This is a genomic window from Rhodococcus sp. NPDC127527, from assembly GCF_042672245.1.
Classification (GTDB): domain Bacteria; phylum Actinomycetota; class Actinomycetes; order Mycobacteriales; family Mycobacteriaceae; genus Rhodococcus_G.
The window spans coordinates 113,658-134,076 of the sequence record NZ_JBHXVP010000006.1 but is presented as its reverse complement, the minus strand read 5'-3'; the positions used below and the strand labels follow the sequence as shown (position 1 = coordinate 134,076).

18 protein-coding genes and 2 tRNA genes are annotated in these 20,419 nt (G+C 68.7%); 10 read left to right on the top strand and 10 right to left on the bottom strand.

Annotated features, from left to right (window positions below; translation table 11 throughout):
• Positions 1 to 13: 13 nt before the first annotated feature.
• From clpX to ACFVH2_RS12560, 5 genes are all read right to left on the bottom strand, one after another.
• Positions 14 to 1,291, bottom strand: coding sequence for an ATP-dependent Clp protease ATP-binding subunit ClpX (gene clpX, locus ACFVH2_RS12580; protein ID WP_378424036.1), 1,278 nt, complete (start codon positions 1,289 to 1,291; stop codon positions 14 to 16).
• Positions 1,292 to 1,509: 218 nt separating this feature from the next.
• Positions 1,510 to 2,172: an ATP-dependent Clp protease proteolytic subunit gene (locus ACFVH2_RS12575; RefSeq protein WP_378424034.1), complete on the bottom strand. Its 663-nt coding sequence runs from the start codon at positions 2,170 to 2,172 to the stop codon at positions 1,510 to 1,512.
• 41 nt (positions 2,173 to 2,213) lie between these two features.
• Entirely contained in the window at positions 2,214 to 2,861 is a 648-nt protein-coding gene (locus tag ACFVH2_RS12570; RefSeq protein ID WP_378424032.1) for an ATP-dependent Clp protease proteolytic subunit, read from the bottom strand.
• 90 nt (positions 2,862 to 2,951) lie between these two features.
• Positions 2,952 to 4,307: a trigger factor gene (tig, locus tag ACFVH2_RS12565; RefSeq protein ID WP_378424030.1), complete on the bottom strand. Its 1,356-nt coding sequence runs from the start codon at positions 4,305 to 4,307 to the stop codon at positions 2,952 to 2,954.
• Positions 4,308 to 4,382: 75 nt separating this feature from the next.
• Positions 4,383 to 4,459: transfer RNA gene (locus ACFVH2_RS12560), tRNA-Pro, on the bottom strand.
• Positions 4,460 to 4,612: 153 nt separating this feature from the next.
• On the opposite strand from ACFVH2_RS12560, the gene ACFVH2_RS12555 reads away from it, so the two are divergent.
• Both ACFVH2_RS12555 and ACFVH2_RS12550 read left to right on the top strand, forming a co-directional pair.
• A tRNA-Gly gene (locus tag ACFVH2_RS12555) sits at positions 4,613 to 4,683 on the top strand.
• Between the two features lie 182 nt (positions 4,684 to 4,865).
• The gene (locus tag ACFVH2_RS12550) at positions 4,866 to 5,999 is read left to right on the top strand and encodes a nitronate monooxygenase (RefSeq protein WP_378424029.1); all 1,134 of its coding nucleotides are present in this window, start codon (positions 4,866 to 4,868) and stop codon (positions 5,997 to 5,999) included.
• 3 nt (positions 6,000 to 6,002) lie between these two features.
• On the opposite strand, the gene dinB is transcribed toward ACFVH2_RS12550, so the two are convergent.
• On the bottom strand, positions 6,003 to 7,256 hold the full coding sequence (gene dinB, locus ACFVH2_RS12545; protein ID WP_378424027.1) for a DNA polymerase IV: 1,254 nt from the start codon (positions 7,254 to 7,256) through the stop codon (positions 6,003 to 6,005).
• A gap of 78 nt (positions 7,257 to 7,334) precedes the next feature.
• Here dinB and ACFVH2_RS12540 point away from each other — a divergent pair, with 78 nt between their 5' ends.
• On the top strand, positions 7,335 to 8,165 hold the full coding sequence (locus tag ACFVH2_RS12540) for a DUF1542 domain-containing protein (protein WP_378424025.1): 831 nt from the start codon (positions 7,335 to 7,337) through the stop codon (positions 8,163 to 8,165).
• A 39-nt stretch (positions 8,166 to 8,204) separates the two neighbouring features.
• Here the strand turns inward: ACFVH2_RS12540 and ACFVH2_RS12535 are convergent, their stop codons facing one another.
• Together ACFVH2_RS12535 and ACFVH2_RS12530 are read right to left on the bottom strand one after the other, a co-directional pair.
• Entirely contained in the window at positions 8,205 to 9,002 is a 798-nt protein-coding gene (locus ACFVH2_RS12535) for an Fpg/Nei family DNA glycosylase (protein ID WP_378424023.1), read from the bottom strand.
• Positions 9,003 to 9,476 carry a ribose-5-phosphate isomerase gene (locus ACFVH2_RS12530; protein WP_378424020.1) on the bottom strand — a complete coding sequence of 158 codons (474 nt, stop codon included), beginning with the start codon at positions 9,474 to 9,476 and terminating at the stop codon, positions 9,003 to 9,005.
• A gap of 62 nt (positions 9,477 to 9,538) precedes the next feature.
• Between ACFVH2_RS12530 and ACFVH2_RS12525 the strand changes: the two genes are divergently transcribed.
• On the top strand, positions 9,539 to 10,423 hold the full coding sequence (locus tag ACFVH2_RS12525) for a M48 family metallopeptidase (RefSeq protein ID WP_378424018.1): 885 nt from the start codon (positions 9,539 to 9,541) through the stop codon (positions 10,421 to 10,423).
• Here the strand turns inward: ACFVH2_RS12525 and ACFVH2_RS12520 are convergent.
• Positions 10,420 to 10,743, bottom strand: a complete 324-nt coding sequence (locus ACFVH2_RS12520; protein ID WP_378424016.1) for a hypothetical protein — start codon at positions 10,741 to 10,743, stop codon at positions 10,420 to 10,422. The two genes, ACFVH2_RS12525 and ACFVH2_RS12520, sit on opposite strands and share 4 nt — an antisense overlap.
• A 104-nt stretch (positions 10,744 to 10,847) precedes the next feature.
• On the opposite strand from ACFVH2_RS12520, the gene ACFVH2_RS12515 reads away from it, so the two are divergent.
• The 4 genes from ACFVH2_RS12515 (at position 10,848) to ACFVH2_RS12500 (ending at position 15,642) form a co-directional block, all read left to right on the top strand.
• Entirely contained in the window at positions 10,848 to 11,480 is a 633-nt protein-coding gene (locus ACFVH2_RS12515; protein ID WP_378424014.1) for a TetR/AcrR family transcriptional regulator, read from the top strand.
• A gap of 163 nt (positions 11,481 to 11,643) precedes the next feature.
• Entirely contained in the window at positions 11,644 to 12,837 is a 1,194-nt protein-coding gene (locus ACFVH2_RS12510) for an LLM class flavin-dependent oxidoreductase (RefSeq protein ID WP_378475706.1), read from the top strand.
• Positions 12,834 to 13,901, top strand: coding sequence for an alcohol dehydrogenase catalytic domain-containing protein (locus ACFVH2_RS12505; RefSeq protein WP_378427897.1), 1,068 nt, complete (start codon positions 12,834 to 12,836; stop codon positions 13,899 to 13,901). Before ACFVH2_RS12510 ends, ACFVH2_RS12505 begins: the two co-directional genes overlap by 4 nt.
• 88 nt (positions 13,902 to 13,989) lie before the next feature.
• On the top strand, positions 13,990 to 15,642 hold the full coding sequence (locus ACFVH2_RS12500) for a purple acid phosphatase family protein (protein ID WP_378427895.1): 1,653 nt from the start codon (positions 13,990 to 13,992) through the stop codon (positions 15,640 to 15,642).
• Positions 15,643 to 15,710: 68 nt separating this feature from the next.
• Here ACFVH2_RS12500 and ACFVH2_RS12495 read toward each other — a convergent pair whose 3' ends face one another.
• Positions 15,711 to 16,325 carry a DsbA family protein gene (locus ACFVH2_RS12495; protein WP_378427893.1) on the bottom strand — a complete coding sequence of 205 codons (615 nt, stop codon included), beginning with the start codon at positions 16,323 to 16,325 and terminating at the stop codon, positions 15,711 to 15,713.
• A gap of 142 nt (positions 16,326 to 16,467) precedes the next feature.
• Here ACFVH2_RS12495 and ACFVH2_RS12490 point away from each other — a divergent pair, with 142 nt between their 5' ends.
• Positions 16,468 to 17,688: an NAD(P)/FAD-dependent oxidoreductase gene (locus ACFVH2_RS12490; protein WP_378427891.1), complete on the top strand. Its 1,221-nt coding sequence runs from the start codon at positions 16,468 to 16,470 to the stop codon at positions 17,686 to 17,688.
• Positions 17,689 to 17,769: 81 nt separating this feature from the next.
• Complete coding sequence (gene pepN, locus ACFVH2_RS12485) at positions 17,770 to 20,349, top strand: aminopeptidase N (protein ID WP_378427889.1); 2,580 nt, start codon at positions 17,770 to 17,772, stop codon at positions 20,347 to 20,349.
• Positions 20,350 to 20,419 lie beyond the last annotated feature (70 nt).

The window sequence follows — 20,419 nt, the reverse complement described above, 5'->3', positions numbered from 1 at the left end:
GGCGCTGTGTCAATTACGCCGACTTGTCGCGGCGTTCCCGTTCCGGCTTGCGCGGCACGATGGTCGGCAGCACGTTGTCGTTGACCGTCTCCGCGGTGACCACCACCTTGGCGACGTCGTCGCGGCTCGGGATGTCGTACATCACCGGCAGCAGGACCTCTTCCATGATGGCGCGCAGGCCGCGGGCACCGGTACCACGCAGGATCGCCTGGTCCGCGACCGCCTCGAGCGCGTCCGCGGTGAACTCGAGTTCCACACCGTCCATGTCGAACAGGCGGGTGTACTGCTTGACCAAGGCGTTCTTGGGCTCGGACAGGATCTGGACCAGAGATTCCTTGTCCAGGTTGGTGACCGAGGCGACGACCGGCAGGCGGCCGATGAACTCGGGAATCAGGCCGAACTTGATCAGATCCTCGGGCATCACCTCGGCGAAGCGATCCTGCGCGTCGATCTCCGCCTTGGAGCGCACCTCGGCGCCGAAACCGATGCCCCGCTTGCCGACGCGATCCGAGACGATCTTCTCGAGTCCGGCGAACGCACCCGCCACGATGAACAGCACGTTCGTCGTGTCGATCTGGATGAACTCCTGGTGCGGGTGCTTGCGTCCACCCTGCGGCGGCACGCTCGCCTGGGTGCCCTCGAGGATCTTCAGCAGCGCCTGCTGGACGCCCTCGCCGGACACGTCGCGGGTGATGGACGGGTTCTCGGACTTGCGGGCGATCTTGTCGACCTCGTCGATGTAGATGATGCCCGTCTCGGCACGCTTGACGTCGTAGTCCGCGGCCTGGATCAGCTTCAGCAGAATGTTCTCGACGTCCTCGCCGACGTAGCCGGCCTCGGTCAGCGCGGTGGCGTCGGCGATCGCGAACGGCACGTTCAGCATCTTCGCGAGCGTCTGCGCGAGGTAGGTCTTGCCGCAGCCGGTCGGGCCGAGCATCAGGATGTTCGACTTGGCCAGCTCGACGCTCTCACCGCGCACGTCGTGACCCTTGTTGCCGGCCTGGATCTTCTTGTAGTGGTTGTAGACCGCCACTGCGAGCGTCCGCTTCGCCGCGTCCTGGCCGATCACGTAGTTCTCGAGGAAGTCCCGGATCTCCGCGGGCTTGGGCAGCTCGTCGAGCTTGACCTCGCTGGACTCGGCGAGCTCTTCCTCGATGATCTCGTTGCACAGGTCGATGCACTCGTCGCAGATGTAGACCCCGGGGCCCGCGATGAGCTTCTTCACCTGCTTCTGGCTCTTACCGCAGAACGAGCACTTCAGCAGGTCTCCGCCGTCACCGATGCGTGCCATCTCGTCAGGTCCCTACTTCCTTCTCAGCTGCACTTGCGTCGGGTGCCGATGTCTCCGCGAACGTCCGGGTTCTCGACGAACCCCGACCGTCGCGGGCGAGAGCCCCTCATGTGACCGTACCCGTTGTCTCGGAACCCGGTCGACTTGTTGACGGTGTTTCGCGCGGCCGGATATGACCGCAGGCGCCCGGACCCACGCGGGTCCGGGCGCACCGTGCCCTACTTCTGGGCGGACAGCTTGCGGTAGGCGAGCACGTCGTCGATGATCCCGTACTCCTTGGCCTCCTCGGCCGTCAGGATCTTGTCGCGGTCGGTGTCCTTGCGGATCACCTCGGCGTCCTTGCCGGTGTGCTTGGCCAGCGTCGACTCCATGAGCCGGCGCATCCGCTCGATCTCCGCGGCCTGGATCTCGAGGTCCGAGACCTGGCCCTGGATGCCGCCGGTGGCGGGCTGGTGGATCAGCACGCGCGCGTTCGGCAGGGCCAGACGCTTGCCGGGGGTACCCGCGGCGAGCAGCACCGCCGCGGCGGACGCGGCCTGACCGAGGCACACGGTGGTGATGTCGGCCCGGACGTACTGCATGGTGTCGTAGATCGCCATCAGCGAGGTGAACGAGCCACCGGGCGAGTTGATGTACATGGTGATGTCGCGGTCGGGGTCGAGCGACTCGAGGACCAGCAGCTGGGCCATCACGTCGTTCGCCGAGGCGTCGTCGACCTGCACGCCGAGGAAGATGATGCGCTCCTCGAACAGCTTGTTGTACGGGTTCGACTCCTTGACGCCGTAGCTCGAGTGCTCGATGAACGACGGCAGGATGTAGCGGGACTGGGGTGCGGCGGGAGCCTGGCCACCCAGCGCGCGGGGATCGAACAAGTTGGTCATCTTCTTCTCCAAAGTGTTGAGGGGCGTCGGAGCGGGTTCGGCTAGTTGCTGCCGGTGCCGCCGGCCTGCCGCGCGCGGGAGATGACGTGGTCGACGAAGCCGTAGTCCTTGGCCTCGGTCGCGGTGAACCAACGGTCGCGGTCGGAGTCGGCGGTGATCTGCTCGACCGTCTGACCGGTGTGCTCGGCGATCAGCTGCGCCATCTCACGCTTGGTGTGCGCGAACTGCTCGGCCATGATCGCGATGTCGGAAGCGGTGCCGCCGATGCCCGCGGAGGGCTGGTGCATCATGATCCGCGCGTGCGGCAGGGCGTACCGCTTGCCCTTGGTGCCGGCGGAGAGCAGGAACTGGCCCATCGAGGCGGCCAGACCCATGCCGAAGGTGGCGATGTCGCACTCCGCGAACTGCATGGTGTCGAAGATCGCCATGCCTGCGGTCACCGAGCCGCCCGGCGAGTTGATGTAGAGCGAGATGTCGCGGGTCGGGTCCTCCGCGGAGAGCAGCAGGATCTGCGCGCACAGCTTGTTCGCGATGTCGTCGTCGACCTGGGTACCGAGGAAGATGATGCGCTCGCGCAGCAGGCGCTCGTACACCGAGTCGCTGAGATTCAGACCTGACGTGGCCGAAGTCATGGCGGGGCCCTGCGAAGCCGCCGGGTTCTGTGAAGTCACGGTACCTGCCTTCTCCATCACTGAAACGTTGGTTCTTGTCACTGACACTAACGAACAGGGGCGGCCCCGGAGTCCCGGTGCCGCCCCTGTTCGCTATTGGCGTGAAATCTAGCTCTCGTCGGACTCCGCCGCGTCCTCCGACTCGCCGCCGCCGAACAGCTCGGCGGTGTCGACGGTCGCACCGTCGGTGTCGGTGACGGTGAACTTCTCGACGACGCCGGCGAGCGCCTTGCCGCGACGAACGTCGGCGAAGACGGCGCCGAGCTGGCCGGCCTGCTGGATCTGCTGGATGAACTGATCCGGCGACATGCCGTACTGCTGCGCCTGGAAGATGATCCGCTCGGTCAGCTCCTGCTGGCCGACCTGGGTGCCGTCGGCCTCCGCGATCGCGTCGAGCAGCAGCTGCGTCTTGACGGACTTCTCGGCGGACGCCTTTGCGTCGGCGTCGAACTGCTCACGCGTGGTGCCCTGCGCCTCGAGCAGCTCGCCGAGCTTCGCCTCGTCGTGGTCGAGACCGTGGATGGCGTCGTGCAGCGCCGCATCGACCTCGGCCTTGACGACGGCCTCGGGCAGCGGGACCTCGACGGTCTCGAGCAGGGTCTCGAGGACCTTGTCGCGGATCTGGCCGGCCTGCTCGACCTTCGCGACGCGACCGACGCGCTCGCGCAGGTCGTCCTTGAGGGCGTCGAGGGTGTCGAACTCGCTCGCCAGCTGGGCGAAGTCGTCGTCGGCCTCGGGCAGCTCGCGCTCCTTGACCGTGCCGACGGTGACCGTCACGACGGCCTCCTTGCCGGTGTGCTCACCGGCGACGAGCTTGGTGGTGAACTCCTTGGACTCGCCGGCCTTGAGGCCGACGACAGCCTCGTCGAGGCCCTCGATCAGCTGCCCCGATCCGATCTCGTGGGACAGGCCGGCGGCGGTGGCCTCCGGGACGTCCTCGCCGTCGACGGTGGCGGACAGGTCGATGGAGACGAAGTCACCCTCGGCCGCGGCCCGCTCGACACCGGTGAGGGTGCCGAAACGCTGACGCAGCGACAGCAGCTGCTCGTCGACTGCCTCGTCGGTGATCTCGACGGGGTCGACCGTCACCGCGAGGGCGGCGAAGTCGGGGAGGGTGATCTCCGGGCGGACGTCGACCTCGGCGGTGAACTCGAGGAGCTCGCCGTCCTCGATCTTGGTGATCTCGATCTCGGGCTGGCCGATGACCTTGACCTCACCGGTGGTGACGGCCTCCTGGTAGCGGCCCGGCAGCGCGTCGTTGACGACCTGCTCGAGCACGGCGCCGCGGCCGACGCGAGCCTCGAGCAGCTTCGCCGGGGCCTTGCCCGGACGGAAGCCGGGGAGACGGATCTGCTGCGCGAGGGCCTTGTACGCCTTGTCGAAGTCGGGCTTGAGCTCCTCGAAGGGCACCTCAACGTTGATACGGACCCGCGTCGGGCTCAGCTGCTCGACGGTGCTCTTCACGGACATGCTCCTTCGTGTGGTCTATCTCGTTGGCGTGGTCTGGTCTTCAGACTCACGCTTTCCTTACGTTGTCCCTGGTCGGGGTGACAGGATTTGAACCTGCGACCCTCCGCTCCCAAAGCGGATGCGCTACCAAGCTGCGCTACACCCCGTTAGGTCCGCGAGCATCGGCGACCGCGGGTGAGAACCGCGGGCCGCTACCGAATGGGAATCCTACGGCCACCCGATTGGCGAATCCAAAGCGAGGTTATGTACAGTCTCCAACGCAGACGACAGTCATGGCGATCCCAGGACGTCGTGTGCTCGGGGATGTAGCTCAATGGTAGAGCCCTAGTCTTCCAAACTAGCTACGCGGGTTCGATTCCCGTCATCCCCTCGCTTCGGCCCATCGGCCGACCCAAAGCCCCCCACCTGCTCCGGCAGGTGGGGGGCTTTGTCGTGTTCGGGACGCCGGAGCGACCTTCACCAGCGACATTCGCAGACCGCCACCATCCGGAGCCACGCCGATCTAGGGTGGAACCTGTTTCAGTCTGCCCCCGCCCAGTGAAGGAATGCCGCATGCACACCCCCCTTTGCGACGATCTCGGAATCGAGTTCCCCATCTTCGCGTTCACACATTGCCGCGACGTCGTGGTCGCCGTGAGCAAGGCGGGCGGCTTCGGCGTGCTCGGCGCGGTGGGATTCACGCCCGAAGAGCTCGAAATCGAGCTGAAGTGGATCGATGAGCACATCGGCGACCGCCCGTACGGCGTCGACATCGTCATTCCGAACAAGTACGAGGGCATGGACTCGAACCTGTCGGCAGACGAGCTGACAAAGATGCTGCAGTCGATGGTGCCGCAGGAAACCCTCGAGTTCGGACGCAAGATTCTCACCGACCACGGCGTGCCCCTGCCCGACGCCGGCAGCGATAACGCGTTGCAGCTTCTCGGCTGGACCGAGGCCACCGCCACCCCCCAGGTCGAGGTCGCGCTGCAGCACCCGAAGGTCACCCTGATCGCCAACGCCCTCGGCACGCCGCCGGCGGACATGATCGCGCACATCCACGCGGCCGGCCGCAAGGTCGCGGCCCTGTGCGGCTCGCCCTACCAGGCCCGCAAGCACGCGGACGCCGGCGTGGACATCATCATCGCCCAGGGCGGCGAGGGCGGCGGACACTGCGGCGAGGTCGGATCGATCGTGCTGTGGCCGCAGGTCGTCAAGGAAGTTGCCCCGGTGCCGGTGCTCGCCGCGGGCGGTATCGGCAGCGGCCAGCAGATCGCGGCGGCCCTGGCCATGGGGGCGCAGGGTGCCTGGTCGGGCTCGCAGTGGCTGATGGTCGAGGAGGCCGAGAACACCGCCGTCCAGCAGGCCGCCTACGCGAACGCGTCCAGCCGGGACACCGTGCGCAGCCGGTCGTTCACCGGCAAGCCGTGCCGGATGCTGCGCAACGACTGGACCGACGCGTGGGAGCAGGAGGGCAACCCCGAACCGCTCGGTATGCCGCTGCAGTACATGGTCTCCGGGATGGCCGTCGCCGCAACCCACAAGTACCCGGACCAGACCGTCGACGTCGCGTTCAACCCGGTCGGTCAGGTCGTCGGTCAGTTCACCAAGGTCGAGAAGACCGCCGCGGTGATCGATCGGTGGGTCCAGGAGTACCTCGAGGCCACCGGCACCCTCGAGCGGCTGAACGAGGCCGCGAGCGCCTGACGATCACTGGTCGGGAAGGATCGGGACGCTCTCGCCTCGATCCTTCCCGAGCAGCGCCGCTCGGGTGACGGCCACCACCCCGAACCGGTCACGGACCGAGTCCAGCGCGGTGTCGAGGGCGGTGAGGTCGCGCGGCGGCCGCTCGGCCGTCCCGGTCTCGGTTTCGGTTTCGAACGGCAGCGCCAACTGCTCGGCACCCTCGCGGTCGAGATTGGTCAGCGCGACACCGACCAGCGTCAGCCCCTGCCCGAGGATCAGCGGCCGCGCCTGGTCGAGCAGGACGCGCACCGCGGTCAGGATCGTCTCGGTGCGCGCCGTCGCCTGCGGCAGCGTGAGCGAACGGGTGGCGCGAGTGAAGTCGGCGAACCGCATCCGCACGACGACGGTGCGACAGACCCGACCCGCCCGCCGCAGCCGCCGGGTCACGCGATCGACCAGCGCCGAGGCAGTCGCGTCGATCTCGTCGAGTGACCTGGGTCGGCGGCCGAGCGCGTGCTGGGCCCCGATCGACCGGCGCCGCCCCGTGGTCTGCACCCGCCGCGGGTCACGGGCCCACGCGAGGGCGTGCAGGTGTCTGCCCGCCCCCTGCCCGACGACGGCCATCAACTCACGTTCCGGCAACATGGCCATCTGCCCAACCGTCTCGATGCCGTAGTCGCGGAGCTTGCGGGAGGTGACCTTGCCGACTCCCCAGAGTCGCTCGACCGGCAACGGGTGCAGGAATTCGAGCTCCCGGTCCGGCGGGACAAGCAGCAGCCCGTCAGGTTTGCCGACCGCGCTGGCCACCTTCGCGAGGAACTTGGTCCGGGCGATCCCGACCGTGATCGGCAGCCCGACCCGCTCGCGAACGTCGCGTCGCAGCCGGGCGGCGATCTCTTCGGGGCTGCCCGCGATTCGCGATAGTCCCCCGACGTCGAGGAAGGCCTCGTCGATCGAGATGCCCTCGACCAGCGGGGTCGTGTCACGGAACACCTCGAACACCGCCTTGCTCGCCTCCGCGTACGCGGACATCCGGGGCCGCACGACCACTGCCTGCGGGCACAGTCGCAGCGCCTGGGCCCCACCGCTGGCCGTCCGCACCCCGAACGCCTTGGCCTCGTAGCTGGCGGCGAGCACCACCCCGCCGCCGACGATCACCGGCCTGCCCCGCAACGACGGGTCGTCGCGCTGCTCGACGGAGGCGTAGAAGGCGTCGAGATCGGCGTGCAGGATCGTCGCGTGATCCGCCGGGGGACGCTCGGAGTGGGACACGAACACATGTTCGCATCAACCACCGACACCGGCGGCCCCGGTAAACTGGCCGGTGTCCGGTTTGTCCTTTCGGGAAGGTCTCCTGTGGAACTCCTTCTGATCCTCGTGATCATCGCCGCCGTCGTCTTCCTGGTCATGAAGAGCCAGAAGCGCTCGGCCGGCAACACCGCCCACCAGCTCGACGACGCGAAGGCGGACGCCCGGCAGGCGATCGAACGCCTCGGCGGGCAGGTGTACAACCTGACCGGCACCGACACCGCCTCGAAGCAGGCGCTCGCGGACGCCTCCGAGCGCTACACCGCGGCCGGCTCCCAGATCGAGCAGGCGGGCACCCCGGCGCAGGCGCGCCTGGCCAAGCAGACCGCGCTCGAGGGTCTGTACTACATCCGCGCCGCGCGGACCGCGATGGGCATGGACCCGGGTCCCGAGGTGCCCAGCATCGACGGCCAGAAGTCCGCGGGTTCGGTCACGGAGGACCGCGAAGTCGAGTTCGAGGGACGCCAGGTCGCGGCGTCGCCGAACCCCTCCGCACAGACCCCGAACTACTACCCCGGCGGTCGCGTCGCGGGCCGTCCGGTGCCGGCCGGCTGGTACTCCGAGCCGTGGTGGAAGCCCGCACTCGTCGCCGGTGCGTGGGGCGTCGGCTCGATGGTCCTGTTCTCCGCGATGTTCAGCGGCATGTCCGGTGTCGGGTACGACGCGCAGGCGTTCGAGAACGGCTACGGCGACGGTTACCAGGACGGCCTGGACGCGGCGGGCGGGGACATGGGCGATCAGGGCGGCGACATGGGCGGCGACATGGGCGGCGACACCGACTACGGCGCCATGGGTGACGGCGGCGGATTCGACGGGGGCGGGTTCGACGGCGGCGGATTCGACGGCGGCGGATTCGACGGCGGCGGATTCGACTTCTGAATCAGGCGGCCCGGGTCTCCCGACCCGGGCCGTTCCTCGTCACGTCGCCTGACAGCTGGGACACCAGAAGAGGTTGCGCGCCTTCATGACCGAATGCAGGACCGGCGTGCCGCACACGCGACACGCCTCGCCCGCTCGCCGGTAGACGTAGGTGCGCGGGCGGTCGACGGCGTACGACGGCGCGCCGGTGTCGTGTTCGGGTCGCACCACGTGCATCACCCCGGCGTCGACGCCGACGGCCATCAGTTCGACCAGGTCAGACCAGATTGCGTCCCACTCGGATCGGCCGACCTTCGCGCCGGGCCGATCCGGGTGGATGCCGTGCCGGAACAGCACCTCGGCCCGATACACGTTGCCGACGCCGGCAAGCACCGCCTGATCCATCAGCAGCGCGCCGATCGCGGTCTGGGACTTCGAGATTCGACGCCATGCCCGGTCCGGGTCGGCGTCGGGCCGCAGCGGGTCGGGACCCAGCCGGTTCTCCAGCGCGGTCAGCTGCGTCTCGTCGTAGATCTCGCACGCGGTGGGACCGCGCAGGTCGGTGCCGACCTCGGCGCCGACCATCCGCATCCGCACCTGTCCGACCGGCGCACCCATCGGCAGGGGCAGCTCGGTGAACTTGCCGTACAGACCGAGGTGGACGTGCACGATGCGGCCGTTGTCGTAGTGGTGCAGCAGGTGCTTACCCCAGGCCTCGGCCGACTCGAGCGCCGCACCGTCGATCAGGGCGGCGCCGGCCTCGAATCGACCCTGGGGGCTGGAGACGCGGACGGGAGCACCGGCGAAGTGTCGCTGGTGCTCCCGTGCCAATCGGTGGAGCGTGTGCCCCTCGGGCACTCAGGCCTCGGGCAGCGCGGGCGGGACGCCGGTGCGCTCGTACTCGGAGAGGATGTCGATGCGGCGCTGGTGCCGCTCCTCACCGGACCACGGGGTCTCGAGGAACGCGTCGACGATCGCGAACGCCTCCTCGGTGGAGTGCATGCGACCGCCGATGCCGATCAGCTGGGCCTTGTTGTGCTGACGCGCGAGCTGAGCGGTCTCGACGCTCCAGGCGAGGGCGCAGCGGGCACCGGGCACCTTGTTCGCGGCGATCTGCTCGCCGTTGCCGCTGCCGCCGAGCACGATGCCGAGGCTGCCCTCGTCCGCGACGGTCCGACGAGCCGCCTCGACGCAGAACGCCGGGTAGTCGTCGAGCGCGTTGTACTCGTGGGCACCGCAGTCGACCGCCTCGTGGCCGTTCGCCACGAGGTGATCCTTGATCAGATTCTTGAGTTCGAAGCCGGCGTGGTCGGCACCTAGGTATACGCGCATGTGTCGATTCTGACATCTCGCGCCACGCGGGCCCGCGCCGACCACACCTACAGTCGGATGCCATGGAGCAGTACACGCCGGTCACGGCGCATCCCGTGCCGCAGGCACCCGCCCCGGGCTTCCCTCCGCCGCAAGGCCTTCCGTCGTGCGGACTCTCGCCGTGGGGCATGCCGGCGCGCCACCGGCTGGAGATCCCGCTCTTGGCGCTGGCGGTCACCGTCACCGCCGTCGCCTACCTGACCTCCGTCGCACTGCTGCTCACCGGGCGGCTCGACTACTGGGTGATCCTGCTGCTGCTCGCCCCCGTCGTCGTTTTCGTCGTGCGTGGGCAGACGTACGCCGCCCAGCGCGTCAACGGCGTGAAGATGACGCCGACCCAGTTCCCAGACGGCCACCGGATGCTGGTCGAGGCGGCGACGCGATTCGGTATGCGCGAGGTGCCCGACGGCTACGTCGTGCTCGGCAACGGCCGGATCAACGCGTTCGCCTCCGGGCACGGGTTCCGCCGGTACGTGGTGGTGTACAGCGACCTGTTCGAGATCGGCGGTCACGCCCGCAATCCCGACGCCCTCGCCTTCATCATCGGCCACGAGGTCGGGCACATCGCCGCGGGGCACACCTCGTACTGGCGTCAACTCGGGATGTTCGCGTCCAACTACGTCCCGGTGATCGGCTCGTCGCTCTCGCGTGCCCAGGAGTACACCGCCGACAATCACGGCCTGTGCAATCGCCCGGACGGCGCCACCGGTGCGATCGGCGTGCTTGGCGCGGGCAAGTACCTGATGAACCTGGTGGGCTTCCACGAGATGGCCGATCGCGCCGTCACCGAGCGCGGCTTCTTTCCCTGGCTGGTGAACCTGCTGTCCGGCCATCCCGTGTTGACCTGGCGGGCCCACGCGCTGCGGGACCGCTCGCGGCACGGCCAGCTGTTCTTCCGACCGCGCTAGCGTTCGCGGTGGGCCCGGACCCGCCGGTTGTCTTCGTCGACCCAACCCTTGGACGCGGCGTAGTCGATCATCGCGACGAATCGCGGCAGCCAGTCCGGCAGCCGGTCGGGGTGCGAGTTGAGGGCACGCTCGAGCCGGCCGATCTCGAGCCAGACGTACTCGTCCTCGACGACACCCCAGTCGGCGAGCGCGGCGTTCACACGATCGGCGTCGGGATCGCCGACCACCGTCACTGCGAGCCTCGTGTACTCGTCGACCCCGGTCAGCACGACCTCCGCAACGGCCGATTCCAGGTCCACCTCGAGCTGCATGGCGCGCACGCCTCCTTCGACATCGTCGACTCAAGAATTGGATCAGTCGATCCAATTCTTTCCCATTGGAAGTCATACCCCGGGTGTCCGTCAAGGTGTGACATGCTCGGGCCATGTCCACCGGAAACCGACAGGGCACGGCAACCCGCGCGAAACTGGTCAAGGTGGCCGAGCGACTCTTCGCCGCCCAGGGCGTAGACGCGGTGTCGGTGCGCGCCGTCAACGCCGCCGCCGGACTCGGACCGGCCTCGGTGCACTACCACTTCGGCTCGAAGGACGACCTGCTCTCGGCGGTACTCGTCGACCTCGGCGGTCCGGTACGCGACCGGATCGCGGCCAACGTTGCTGCACTCGCCGCCGACCCGGAGCCCGCCGACACCGAGGCACTGGTGCGCGCGCTGACCGATCCGTACCTCGAACTGCTGTTGCAGCAACGAATTCGAGGCCTTCGATGGGTGAAGATCATCGCGCAACTGTCCCCTGAGGGTCATCCGGCACTGCGCTCGACCGGCCAGGACGTGGAGGCCGCGCTGCTGCGCGAGGTTCGCCGAACGTATCCGGACTCCGACCCGAACCGACTCGAACTGCGCTGGGCCATCTCGGTGACCGGCTTCCTGCAGGCCCTCGGCCGCGTCGACGAATGGAACCGCGAGGGCAGGCACCCGTCACCCGACGGCCTGACCTCGTTCTACGAGGATCTCGTCGACTTCGTCGTCGGCGGTCTCGACCGACTGCTGGGCACCTAGTACTCCCCCTCACGCCCGCCGCCACGCGCCGGGTTGCCCGCTCAGCGGGACATTTATGGATCACTTGATCCAACTCGGTGATAGAACGAAACCCGGCATCGATGTGATGCCGCTCACGTTCTTCATTTCACGGCGCCCCACCCACTCCCAGGAGAGCCCGCCCATGTGGACCACAGACTCGATCAAGTTCGGGGCATTCCTCGCCCCGTACCATCCGCTGAACGCCGATCCCGCGTTGCAGCTGCGTCGCGACATCGATCTCATGCAGCACCTCGACCACCTCGGTTTCGACGAGGCGTGGATGGGTGAGCACCATTCGACCGGCGCCGAGATCGTGCCCGCCCCCGACGTGTTCATCGCGGCGGCGGCCGAGCGGACCGAACGCATCCGGTTCGGCACCGGCGTCACCTCGCTGCCGTACCACCACCCGCTGGTCACCGCGGACCGGATCACCCAGCTGGACCTGCAGACCCGCGGCCGGCTGATCCTCGGCACCGGGCCGGGCAAGATCCCGCTCGACGCGCACATGATGGGCATCGACCCCTCGGACCAGCGTCGCATGCAGGGCGAGGCGCTCGAGGCGATCCTGCCGCTGCTGCGCGGCGAGGTGGTGAACATGGAGACGGACTGGTTCACCCTGCGTGATGCCCGCGCCCAGCTGCCGACGTACAACCCGGCCGGCATCGAGATCGCGACCGCGTCGACGATGTCGCCGAACGGCTCGGTCCTGGCCGGCACACACGGCCTCTCCCTGCTGTCGCTCGCCGCCAGCTCCCCCAGCGGATTCGAGGTCCTCGACCGCAACTGGGGCGTCTACGAGAAGGTCTGCGCCGAGCACGGCCACGTTGCCGACCGGTCCACCTGGCGGCTGGTCAACCCGATGTTCCTCGCCGAGACCAGGGCCGACGCCGAGAAGGCCGTCAGCCGCCGGATCGGCTCGATGGCGGCATACGTCAACCGCCAGACCGGGCAGAACCCGGACTGGGCACAGACACCCGAGGGTGTCATCGACCAGTGGCGCAACGACACCCTCGGCGAGTTCGGGCAGGCCATCATCGGCACCCCGGACGAGGCGATCGCCCAGATCGAGCGGCTGATCGAGAAGACCGGCGGGTTCGGCACCATGCTGATCCTGCACGTGGACATGGCGAACTGGGAGGACACCAAGCGCAGCTACGAGCTGTTCGCGTCCGAGGTGATCCCGCACTTCAAGAACCGCAACCGAGGCCGCGAGGCGAGCCTCCAGTTCGCCGAGGACAACCGCGACTACCTCATCGGCGGCCTGGTCGGCGCGATCACCAAGGCCCACACCGACTACTACGGCCAGCCCGTCGAGAGCGCCGGGGCGCCGGCATGAGGGCGGCGCAGTTCCACGACGGCACCTTCACCGTGACCGACGTCCCGGCCGCACCCGCGCTCGGACCCGGGCAGATTCGGATCGAGATCGTCGCCTGCGGCATCTGCGGCAGCGACCTGAGTATGTCCAAGGACCCGTGCCGGTTCGTGCACGTCGCGGAGAACGCCGGCTACCCGCTGGCGACCTTCGACACCGACCGCCCGGTGGTCCTCGGACACGAGTACGCCGGCATCGTGACCGAGATCGCCTCGGGTGTAACCGATTTCGCCGTCGGCGACAAGGTCACCGGGATCGGGCTCGCGACCGACACCAGCACCGGGATCCCGAAGATCATCGGGTTCTCCAACGAGTACCACGGCGCGTTCGGCGAGCACATCGTCGTCGACGCGTTCTGGGTGCGGAAGGTGCCCGAGGGGCTGTCGCTCGAGCACGCGACGCTCGCCGAGCCGCTGCACGTCGGCGAGATGCACATGCAGCAGTCGGGGCTGACTTCGGCGGACTCGGCGCTGGTGATCGGTTGCGGCACCATCGGTCTCGGCGCGATCGTCGCGGCGAAGGCCCGCGGCGCCCAGGTGGTGATCGCGTCCGAACCGTCGCCGAAGCGGCGTGAGCTGGCGAAGCTGATGGGCGCCGACATCGTGGTCGACCCGAACGAGCAGGACCCGATCGAGCTGTGGAACCGGATGGTGGCCGAGGGCAACACGCTCGTCGGTCAGGCCGGCGCCGGCATCCTCATCGCCTACGAGTGCAGCGGCAGGGCCGGCATCCTGGGCACCCTGATGCACACCATGCCGTTCAACTCGCGAATCCAGGTGCTGGCCGCGCCGTTCGGCGACGAGGTCGTGATCCCCGTGGTCGGACAGTTCCGGCGGATCGCGATCAACTTCGGCCACGGCCCGTACGAGGACGCCTACGACATCACCCTGCAGCGTCTGGCCGACGGCGAGATCGACGCCGAGGCGATCATCACCGGCCGGGTCGGTCTCGACGGCGTCGCCGGCGCGTTCGACGCGCTGCGCAACCCCGACGAGCACGTGAAGATCCTGGTGCTGCCCCAGAACTGAGGCGGCTCCGCCGCCCGTGAGTCCTTCCGGTCCCGGCAGGGACCGGAAGGACTCACGGGTGCCAAGCGCACATCGCAGGAAGGTGGACATGTTCGAACTTTCCAGACGTTCAGTACTGACCGGCGGCGCGGCGACCCTCGGCGCCGGCATCCTCGGGGGCAGACAGCAGACCGAGAAGCGGTGGAATCCCGACCTCTGGCAGCAGACGGGAGCACTGGGGGCACCGAGCGTCACCGGCCTACACCTGCAGTTCGGATCCGATGCGTCCCGCGAGATGACCGTCTCGTGGATCACGCCGGCCGCGGTCCGGAATCCGCGCGTCGAGTTCGGCACCGTCACAGGGGGCCCCGGGCGGACGGTGCAGGCGGAGACCAGGCGCTACCGCGACGGCGTGGACGGTGGTGAACTGTTCGCACACCACGCCCGCATCGGCGACCTGTCCCCCGACACCCGGTACGTGTACTTCGCCACGCACGACGGGGCGACCCCCGACACGGGGGTGTTCACTACTGGGCCGAGGGGCCGCAAGCCGCTGCGATTCACCAGTTTCGGCGACCAGGGCACCGTCAACCTGCGCCAGGCGAAGGCGTTTCCGCCCGGCACTCCAGGCGGCAACGGGCCGTACCCGGTCTACACGAGCAGCGACGTCGGCAGCCAGGCCTCGGCCGACATCGTGCAGGCAATCGAGCGCGCATCACCCCTGTTCAACCTGCTCAACGGCGATCTGTGCTACGCGGCGATCGGGGCCTACTTCGGCCAGCCGCGTACCCCAACCTGGTCCGACTGGTTCATCAGCAACAGCAGGTCGACGCGGTACCGGCCGTGGATGCCGTGTCCGGGAAACCACGAGAACGAAAGGGCGAACGGGCAATTCGGGTTCGACGCGTACCGGAACATGTTTGCTCTGCCCTCGAACGGCGGCGACCCCGCATTCCAGGGTCTCTGGTATTCCTTCACCGCGGGTTCGGTCCGCATCATCAGCGTCAGCAATGACGACGTCGCGATCCAGGACGCAGGCGACTCCTACATCCGGGGCTATTCCGGCGGCGCACAGCGGCGCTGGCTGGAGGCCGAGCTACGCGGTGCCCGGGCCGACAAAGGGATCGACTGGATCGTCGTGTGCATGCACCAGACGATGATCTCGAGCGCACAACGAAGCAACGGCAGCGATCTCGGGGTGCGGCAGGCGTGGGGACCGCTCTTCGATCAGTACGGCGTCGACCTGGTGGTGTGCGGGCACGAGCACCACTACGAGCGATCCCACGCCGTCCGGGGTTCGAGTGGGAACGACACCGCGACACCCATCCCGGTCGACACCGGGAGGGACCTGATCGACACCGAGAAAGGCACGGTGCACATGGTGATCGGCGGGGGCGGTAACTTCGCCACCTCGGAGAAAGACCTGTACGACCGGCCGGAGGCCCGGGTGATCGTGGCACTGAGCGACAAGGACAGCCCGATCCTGCCCGGCCACAAGGACTCGGTCTGGGTCAACGAGGACGCGCCGTGGGCGTCCTTCCAGGATCGCGCGAACCCGCACGGATTCGCGGCCTTCGACGTCGATCCGGGCCGCGGACCCGGCGACAAGACCCGCCTGAAAGTCACCTACTACACCTTCGAGGGCCCGTTCGCCGAGCTGCGTCCCGTCGACGAGTTCGTCCTGGAACGCAGGCGCAGGGACGATCCCGACGGTGTCGGACGGCCCGGGTCCTCCGAGGGCGGTGGGCGGTTCGGGTCCTGACCGAACCAGGCACCCCGTGAGTCCTTCTGGCCCCCGTAGGGACGAGAAGGACTCACGGGCGGTGGCGCCTACTCGAAGGAGGGATCCTCGGTACGGGTGCGCTTGAGCTCGAAGAAATGCGGGTAGGAGGCCAGCGCGACGACGCCGTCCCACACCTTGCCCGCGTCCTCGCCGCGGGGAATGCGGGAGAGCACCGGACCGAAGAACGCGACGCCGTTGACGTGGATGGTCGGGGTGCCGACGTCGGGACCGACCGCATCCATGCCCGCCTTGTGGCTGGCCCGCAACTGCTGGTCGTGGACGTCGGTGTCGGCGGCGGACGCCAGGTCGGCCGGCAGACCGACCTCGGCCAGCGCCTCCGCGATGACCGTCGGAAGGTCCTGATTGCCCTGGTCGTGAATGCGCGTACCCATCGCGGTGTACAGCGGCAGCAGCACCTGGTCGCCGTGGTCCTTCGCCGCCGCGATCGCCACCCGGACCGGACCCCAGGCCTTGTCCATCAGCTCCCGGTACTGCTCGGGCAGTTCCTTGCCCTCGTTCAGCACGGCCAGGCTCATCACGTGGAACTTCGCGTCGACGTCGCGGACCTTCTCGACCTCGAGAATCCAGCGGGAGGTGATCCAGCACCACGGGCAGAGCGGGTCGAACCAGAAATCGGCGGTGTCCTTCTTCGTCTCACTCACTTGGCGCTCTCCATCGGTTGGGTCCACGGATCGAATTCCGGTCTCGTCACACGACAACCGCGAAGCGCCGCGATTGCTTCCCGAGGTGCGTCCGGCGCAGTACCGTCGACGGTACGAGACCCCCGGGAACGGAGCGTGGCAGATGTCACCGAACCGTACGTTCGTCATCGTCGGCGGCGGGCTCGCCGGAGCGAAAGTCGCGGAGGGACTTCGCGACAGGGACTTCGACGGCAAGGTCGTGCTGCTCAGCGGGGAGGAGCACCTCCCCTACGAGCGGCCACCGCTGTCCAAGGAACACCTCACGAGGGCGAAGGCGCTCGCCGACTTCACGGTCCACGACGGCGACTGGTATCGCGACCACCGGGTGGACCTGAGGCTGGGGACCACCGTCACCGCACTGGACCCGACCGCGCACCGGGTCACCCTCCCGGACGGATCGACCATCGACTACGACAAGCTGGCGCTGGCCACCGGGTCACGGTCGAGGCGACCACCGATCCCCGGTTCCGACGCAGCGGGCGTGCACTACCTGCGCACCGTCGAGGAGTCCGACGCCCTGCTCGCCACGCTGCAGCCGCGCTCGCGCCTGGTGGTGATCGGCGCCGGCTGGATCGGCATGGAGGTCGCCGCCGCCGCCCGCGGGCACGACGTCACCGTCACGGTGGTCGAGGCCGCGGAGTTGCCGCTGCTCGGCTCGCTCGGTGCCGAGATGGGCACCGTGTTCGCCGAAATGCACCGCGAGCACGGTGTCGACCTGCGGCTGAGTGCGACGGTCGAGGAGATCGTCGCGGAGTCCGGCCGGGCCACCGGGGTGCGCCTGGCCACCGGCGACGTGCTGGCCGCGGACGCGGTACTCGTCGCGGTAGGCGCGGCGCCGAACGTCGAACTGGCGCGCGAGGCGGGCCTCGCCGTCGACGGCGGGGTCCTGGTCGACGCCCGACTGATCAGCAGCGATCCCGACATCGTGGCCGTCGGCGACATCGCGGCGCAGCAGCATCCGGTCCTCGGGACCCGCATCCGCGTCGAGCACTGGGCCAACGCGCTCAACCAGCCCGCCGTGGCGGCCGGGGCGATGCTCGGCGGCAGCGAGGAGTACACCAACCTGCCGTACTTCTTCACCGACCAGTACGACCTCGGCATGGAGTACGTCGGGCACGCGCCCGCGGGGAGTTACGTGCGGGTCGTGGTCCGCGGCGACGTGGTCCGGCGCGAGTTCGTGGCCTTCTGGCTCGACGGCGACCATCGGGTGCGGGCCGGGATGAACGTGAACGTCTGGGACGTGACCGATCGGATCAAGGAACTGATCACCTCGGGCGAGCCGGTCGATCCGGCCCGGCTGTCGGACCCGTCTTCGCCCCTCTGACGGCAGCGGGTCGTGGCCGTCGGCGCCTCGTGATGGGATGGAGCCGAGCACCTGTCCCCGACTCCCGAGGAGCGTCCCGAAGTGGCCCCACCGAACCTGACCCGCGACCAGGCAGCGCAGCGCGCGGAGCTGTTGACGGTCGAGAACTACAGCATCGAGTTGGACCTCACCGACGGCAGCGGGGCGCCCGGCGAGCAGACGTTCCTGTCCCGGACCACGGTCACGTTCGGCGCGACGGCCGGCGGGCAGACCTTCGTCGACCTCGTCGCCCGCGGGGTGCGCACCGCCACCCTCAACGGGCGCATCCTGGACGTCAGCGGGTACGACGAATCCGAGGGCATCGCGCTGACCGACCTCGCCGAGCACAACGAGCTGGTCGTCGAGGCCGACTGCGAGTACTCGAACACCGGCGAGGGCCTGCACCGCTTCGTGGACCCGACCGACCAGGCGGTGTACCTGTACTCGCAGTTCGAGACCGCGGACGCCAAGCGGATGTTCGCCTGCTTCGACCAGCCGGATCTCAAGGCCACCTTCGACATTCGGGTCACCGCCCCGGCCGACTGGCAAGTGATCTCCAACTCCGCGACAGTCGAGACGCTCGCCGCGACGCCCGGCGTGCACCAGTTCCGGACCACCCCGAAGATGAGCACCTACCTGGTCGCGCTGATCGCCGGTCCGTACGCGCGGTGGAGTGACAGCTACTCCGACGAGCACGGCCACATTCCGCTCGGCATCTACTGCCGCGCCTCGCTCGCCGAGCACATGGACGCCGAGCGACTGTTCACCGAGACCAAGCAGGGCTTCGACTTCTACCACCGCAGCTTCGGGGTGCCGTACGCGTTCGGCAAGTACGACCAGCTGTTCGTGCCCGAATTCAACGCGGGCGCAATGGAGAACGCCGGCGCGGTCACCTTCCTCGAGGACTACGTGTTCCGGTCCAAGGTCACCCGCTACTCGTACGAGCGGCGCGCCGAGACGGTGCTGCACGAGATGGCGCACATGTGGTTTGGCGACCTCGTCACCATGAAGTGGTGGGACGACCTGTGGCTCAACGAGTCCTTCGCGACCTTCGCCTCGGTGCTGTGCCAGACCGAGGCCACCGAGTACACCAACGCCTGGACCACGTTCGCGAATGTGGAGAAGTCTTGGGCGTACCGGCAGGACCAGCTGCCCTCGACGCACCCGATCGCCGCGGACATCCCGGACCTCGCCGCGGTGGAGGTGAACTTCGACGGCATCACCTACGCCAAGGGCGCGTCGGTGCTCAAGCAACTCGTCGCGTACGTCGGACTCGAGCCGTTCCTCGCCGGTCTGCGCGCCTACTTCGCCGACCACGCGTACGGCAACGCGACGTTCGACGACCTGCTCGCCGCGCTGGAGAAGGCCTCGGGCCGGGACCTGTCCGACTGGGGCTCGCAGTGGCTCAAGACGACCGGACTGAACATCCTGCGACCCGAGTTCGAGGTCGATGCCGACGGACGGTTCACCTCCTTCGCGGTGATCCAGGACGGCGCGGCGCCGGGCGCGGGCGAGACCCGCGTGCACCGGCTCGCGATCGGGATCTACGACGACGGCCAGCACGGCAAGCTGGTGCGCACCGAACGCATCGAACTCGACGTCGAGGGTCCCCGCACCGAGGTGCCCGAACTCGTCGGTGTCGAGCGCGGCAAGCTGGTGCTGGTCAACGACGACGACCTCACCTACTGCTCGGTGCGGCTCGACCCGGAGTCGCTGTCCACGGCCATCGAGCGGATCGGGGACATCGCGGACCCACTGCCCCGCACGCTGGTGTGGTCGGCGGCCTGGGAGATGACCCGTCAGGCCGAGCTCAAGGCCCGCGACTTCGTGGCCCTGGTGCAGCGCGGCATCGGCGCCGAGACCGAGGTGGGCGTGGTGCAGCGGCTGCTGATGCAGGGGCACACCGCGCTCGCCGCCTACGCCGAACCCGGCTGGGCGGCCGGGACCGGCTGGCCGGACTTCGCGAACCGGCTGCTCGAGCTGGCCCGCGAGGCCGAGGCCGGCTCGGACCACCAGCTCGCGTTCGTGAACTCGCTGACCGGGGCGCAGCTCTCGCCGTGGCACACGGAGGTGCTGCAGGAACTGCTCGACGCCGATCCCGCGACGGTCGGGCTGCCGGGGCTGGTGGTCGACACCGACCTGCGCTGGCGCCTGGTACAGGCCCTGGCCGTCGCCGGGGAGGTCGATGCGGACGGCACCTCGAGTCCGTTCATCGACGCCGAGGCGCAGCGCGATCCGACCGCTGCCGGCGCCCGGCAGGCCGCCGCGGCGCGGGCCGCTCGACCGCAGGCCGCGGTCAAGGAGCGGGCCTGGTCGACGGTGGTGGACGACGACACGGTCCCGAACATCACCGCCCGCGCGATCATCGGTGGCTTCTCGGCGCCGGGTCAGGACGAACTGCTCGAGCCGTACGTCGCCCGCTACTTCGCCGACATTCCCGGGGTGTGGGAGCGGCGGTCGAGCGAGGTCGCCCAGACGGTGGTCGTCGGGCTGTACCCGGCCTGGTCGATCAGCGAGGCGTCGGTCGCCGCGGCCGACCAGTTCCTCGCCGGCGACCATCCGCCGGCGTTGCGCCGGCTGGTCGTCGAGGGCCGGGCCGGGATCGAGCGCTCGCTCGAGGCCCGCGCCTTCGACGCGACCTGACCCCACCAACGGCAGTGACCCAATGTCACATCGGTTCGGGCTAACTGAACCGATGTGACATTGGGTCACA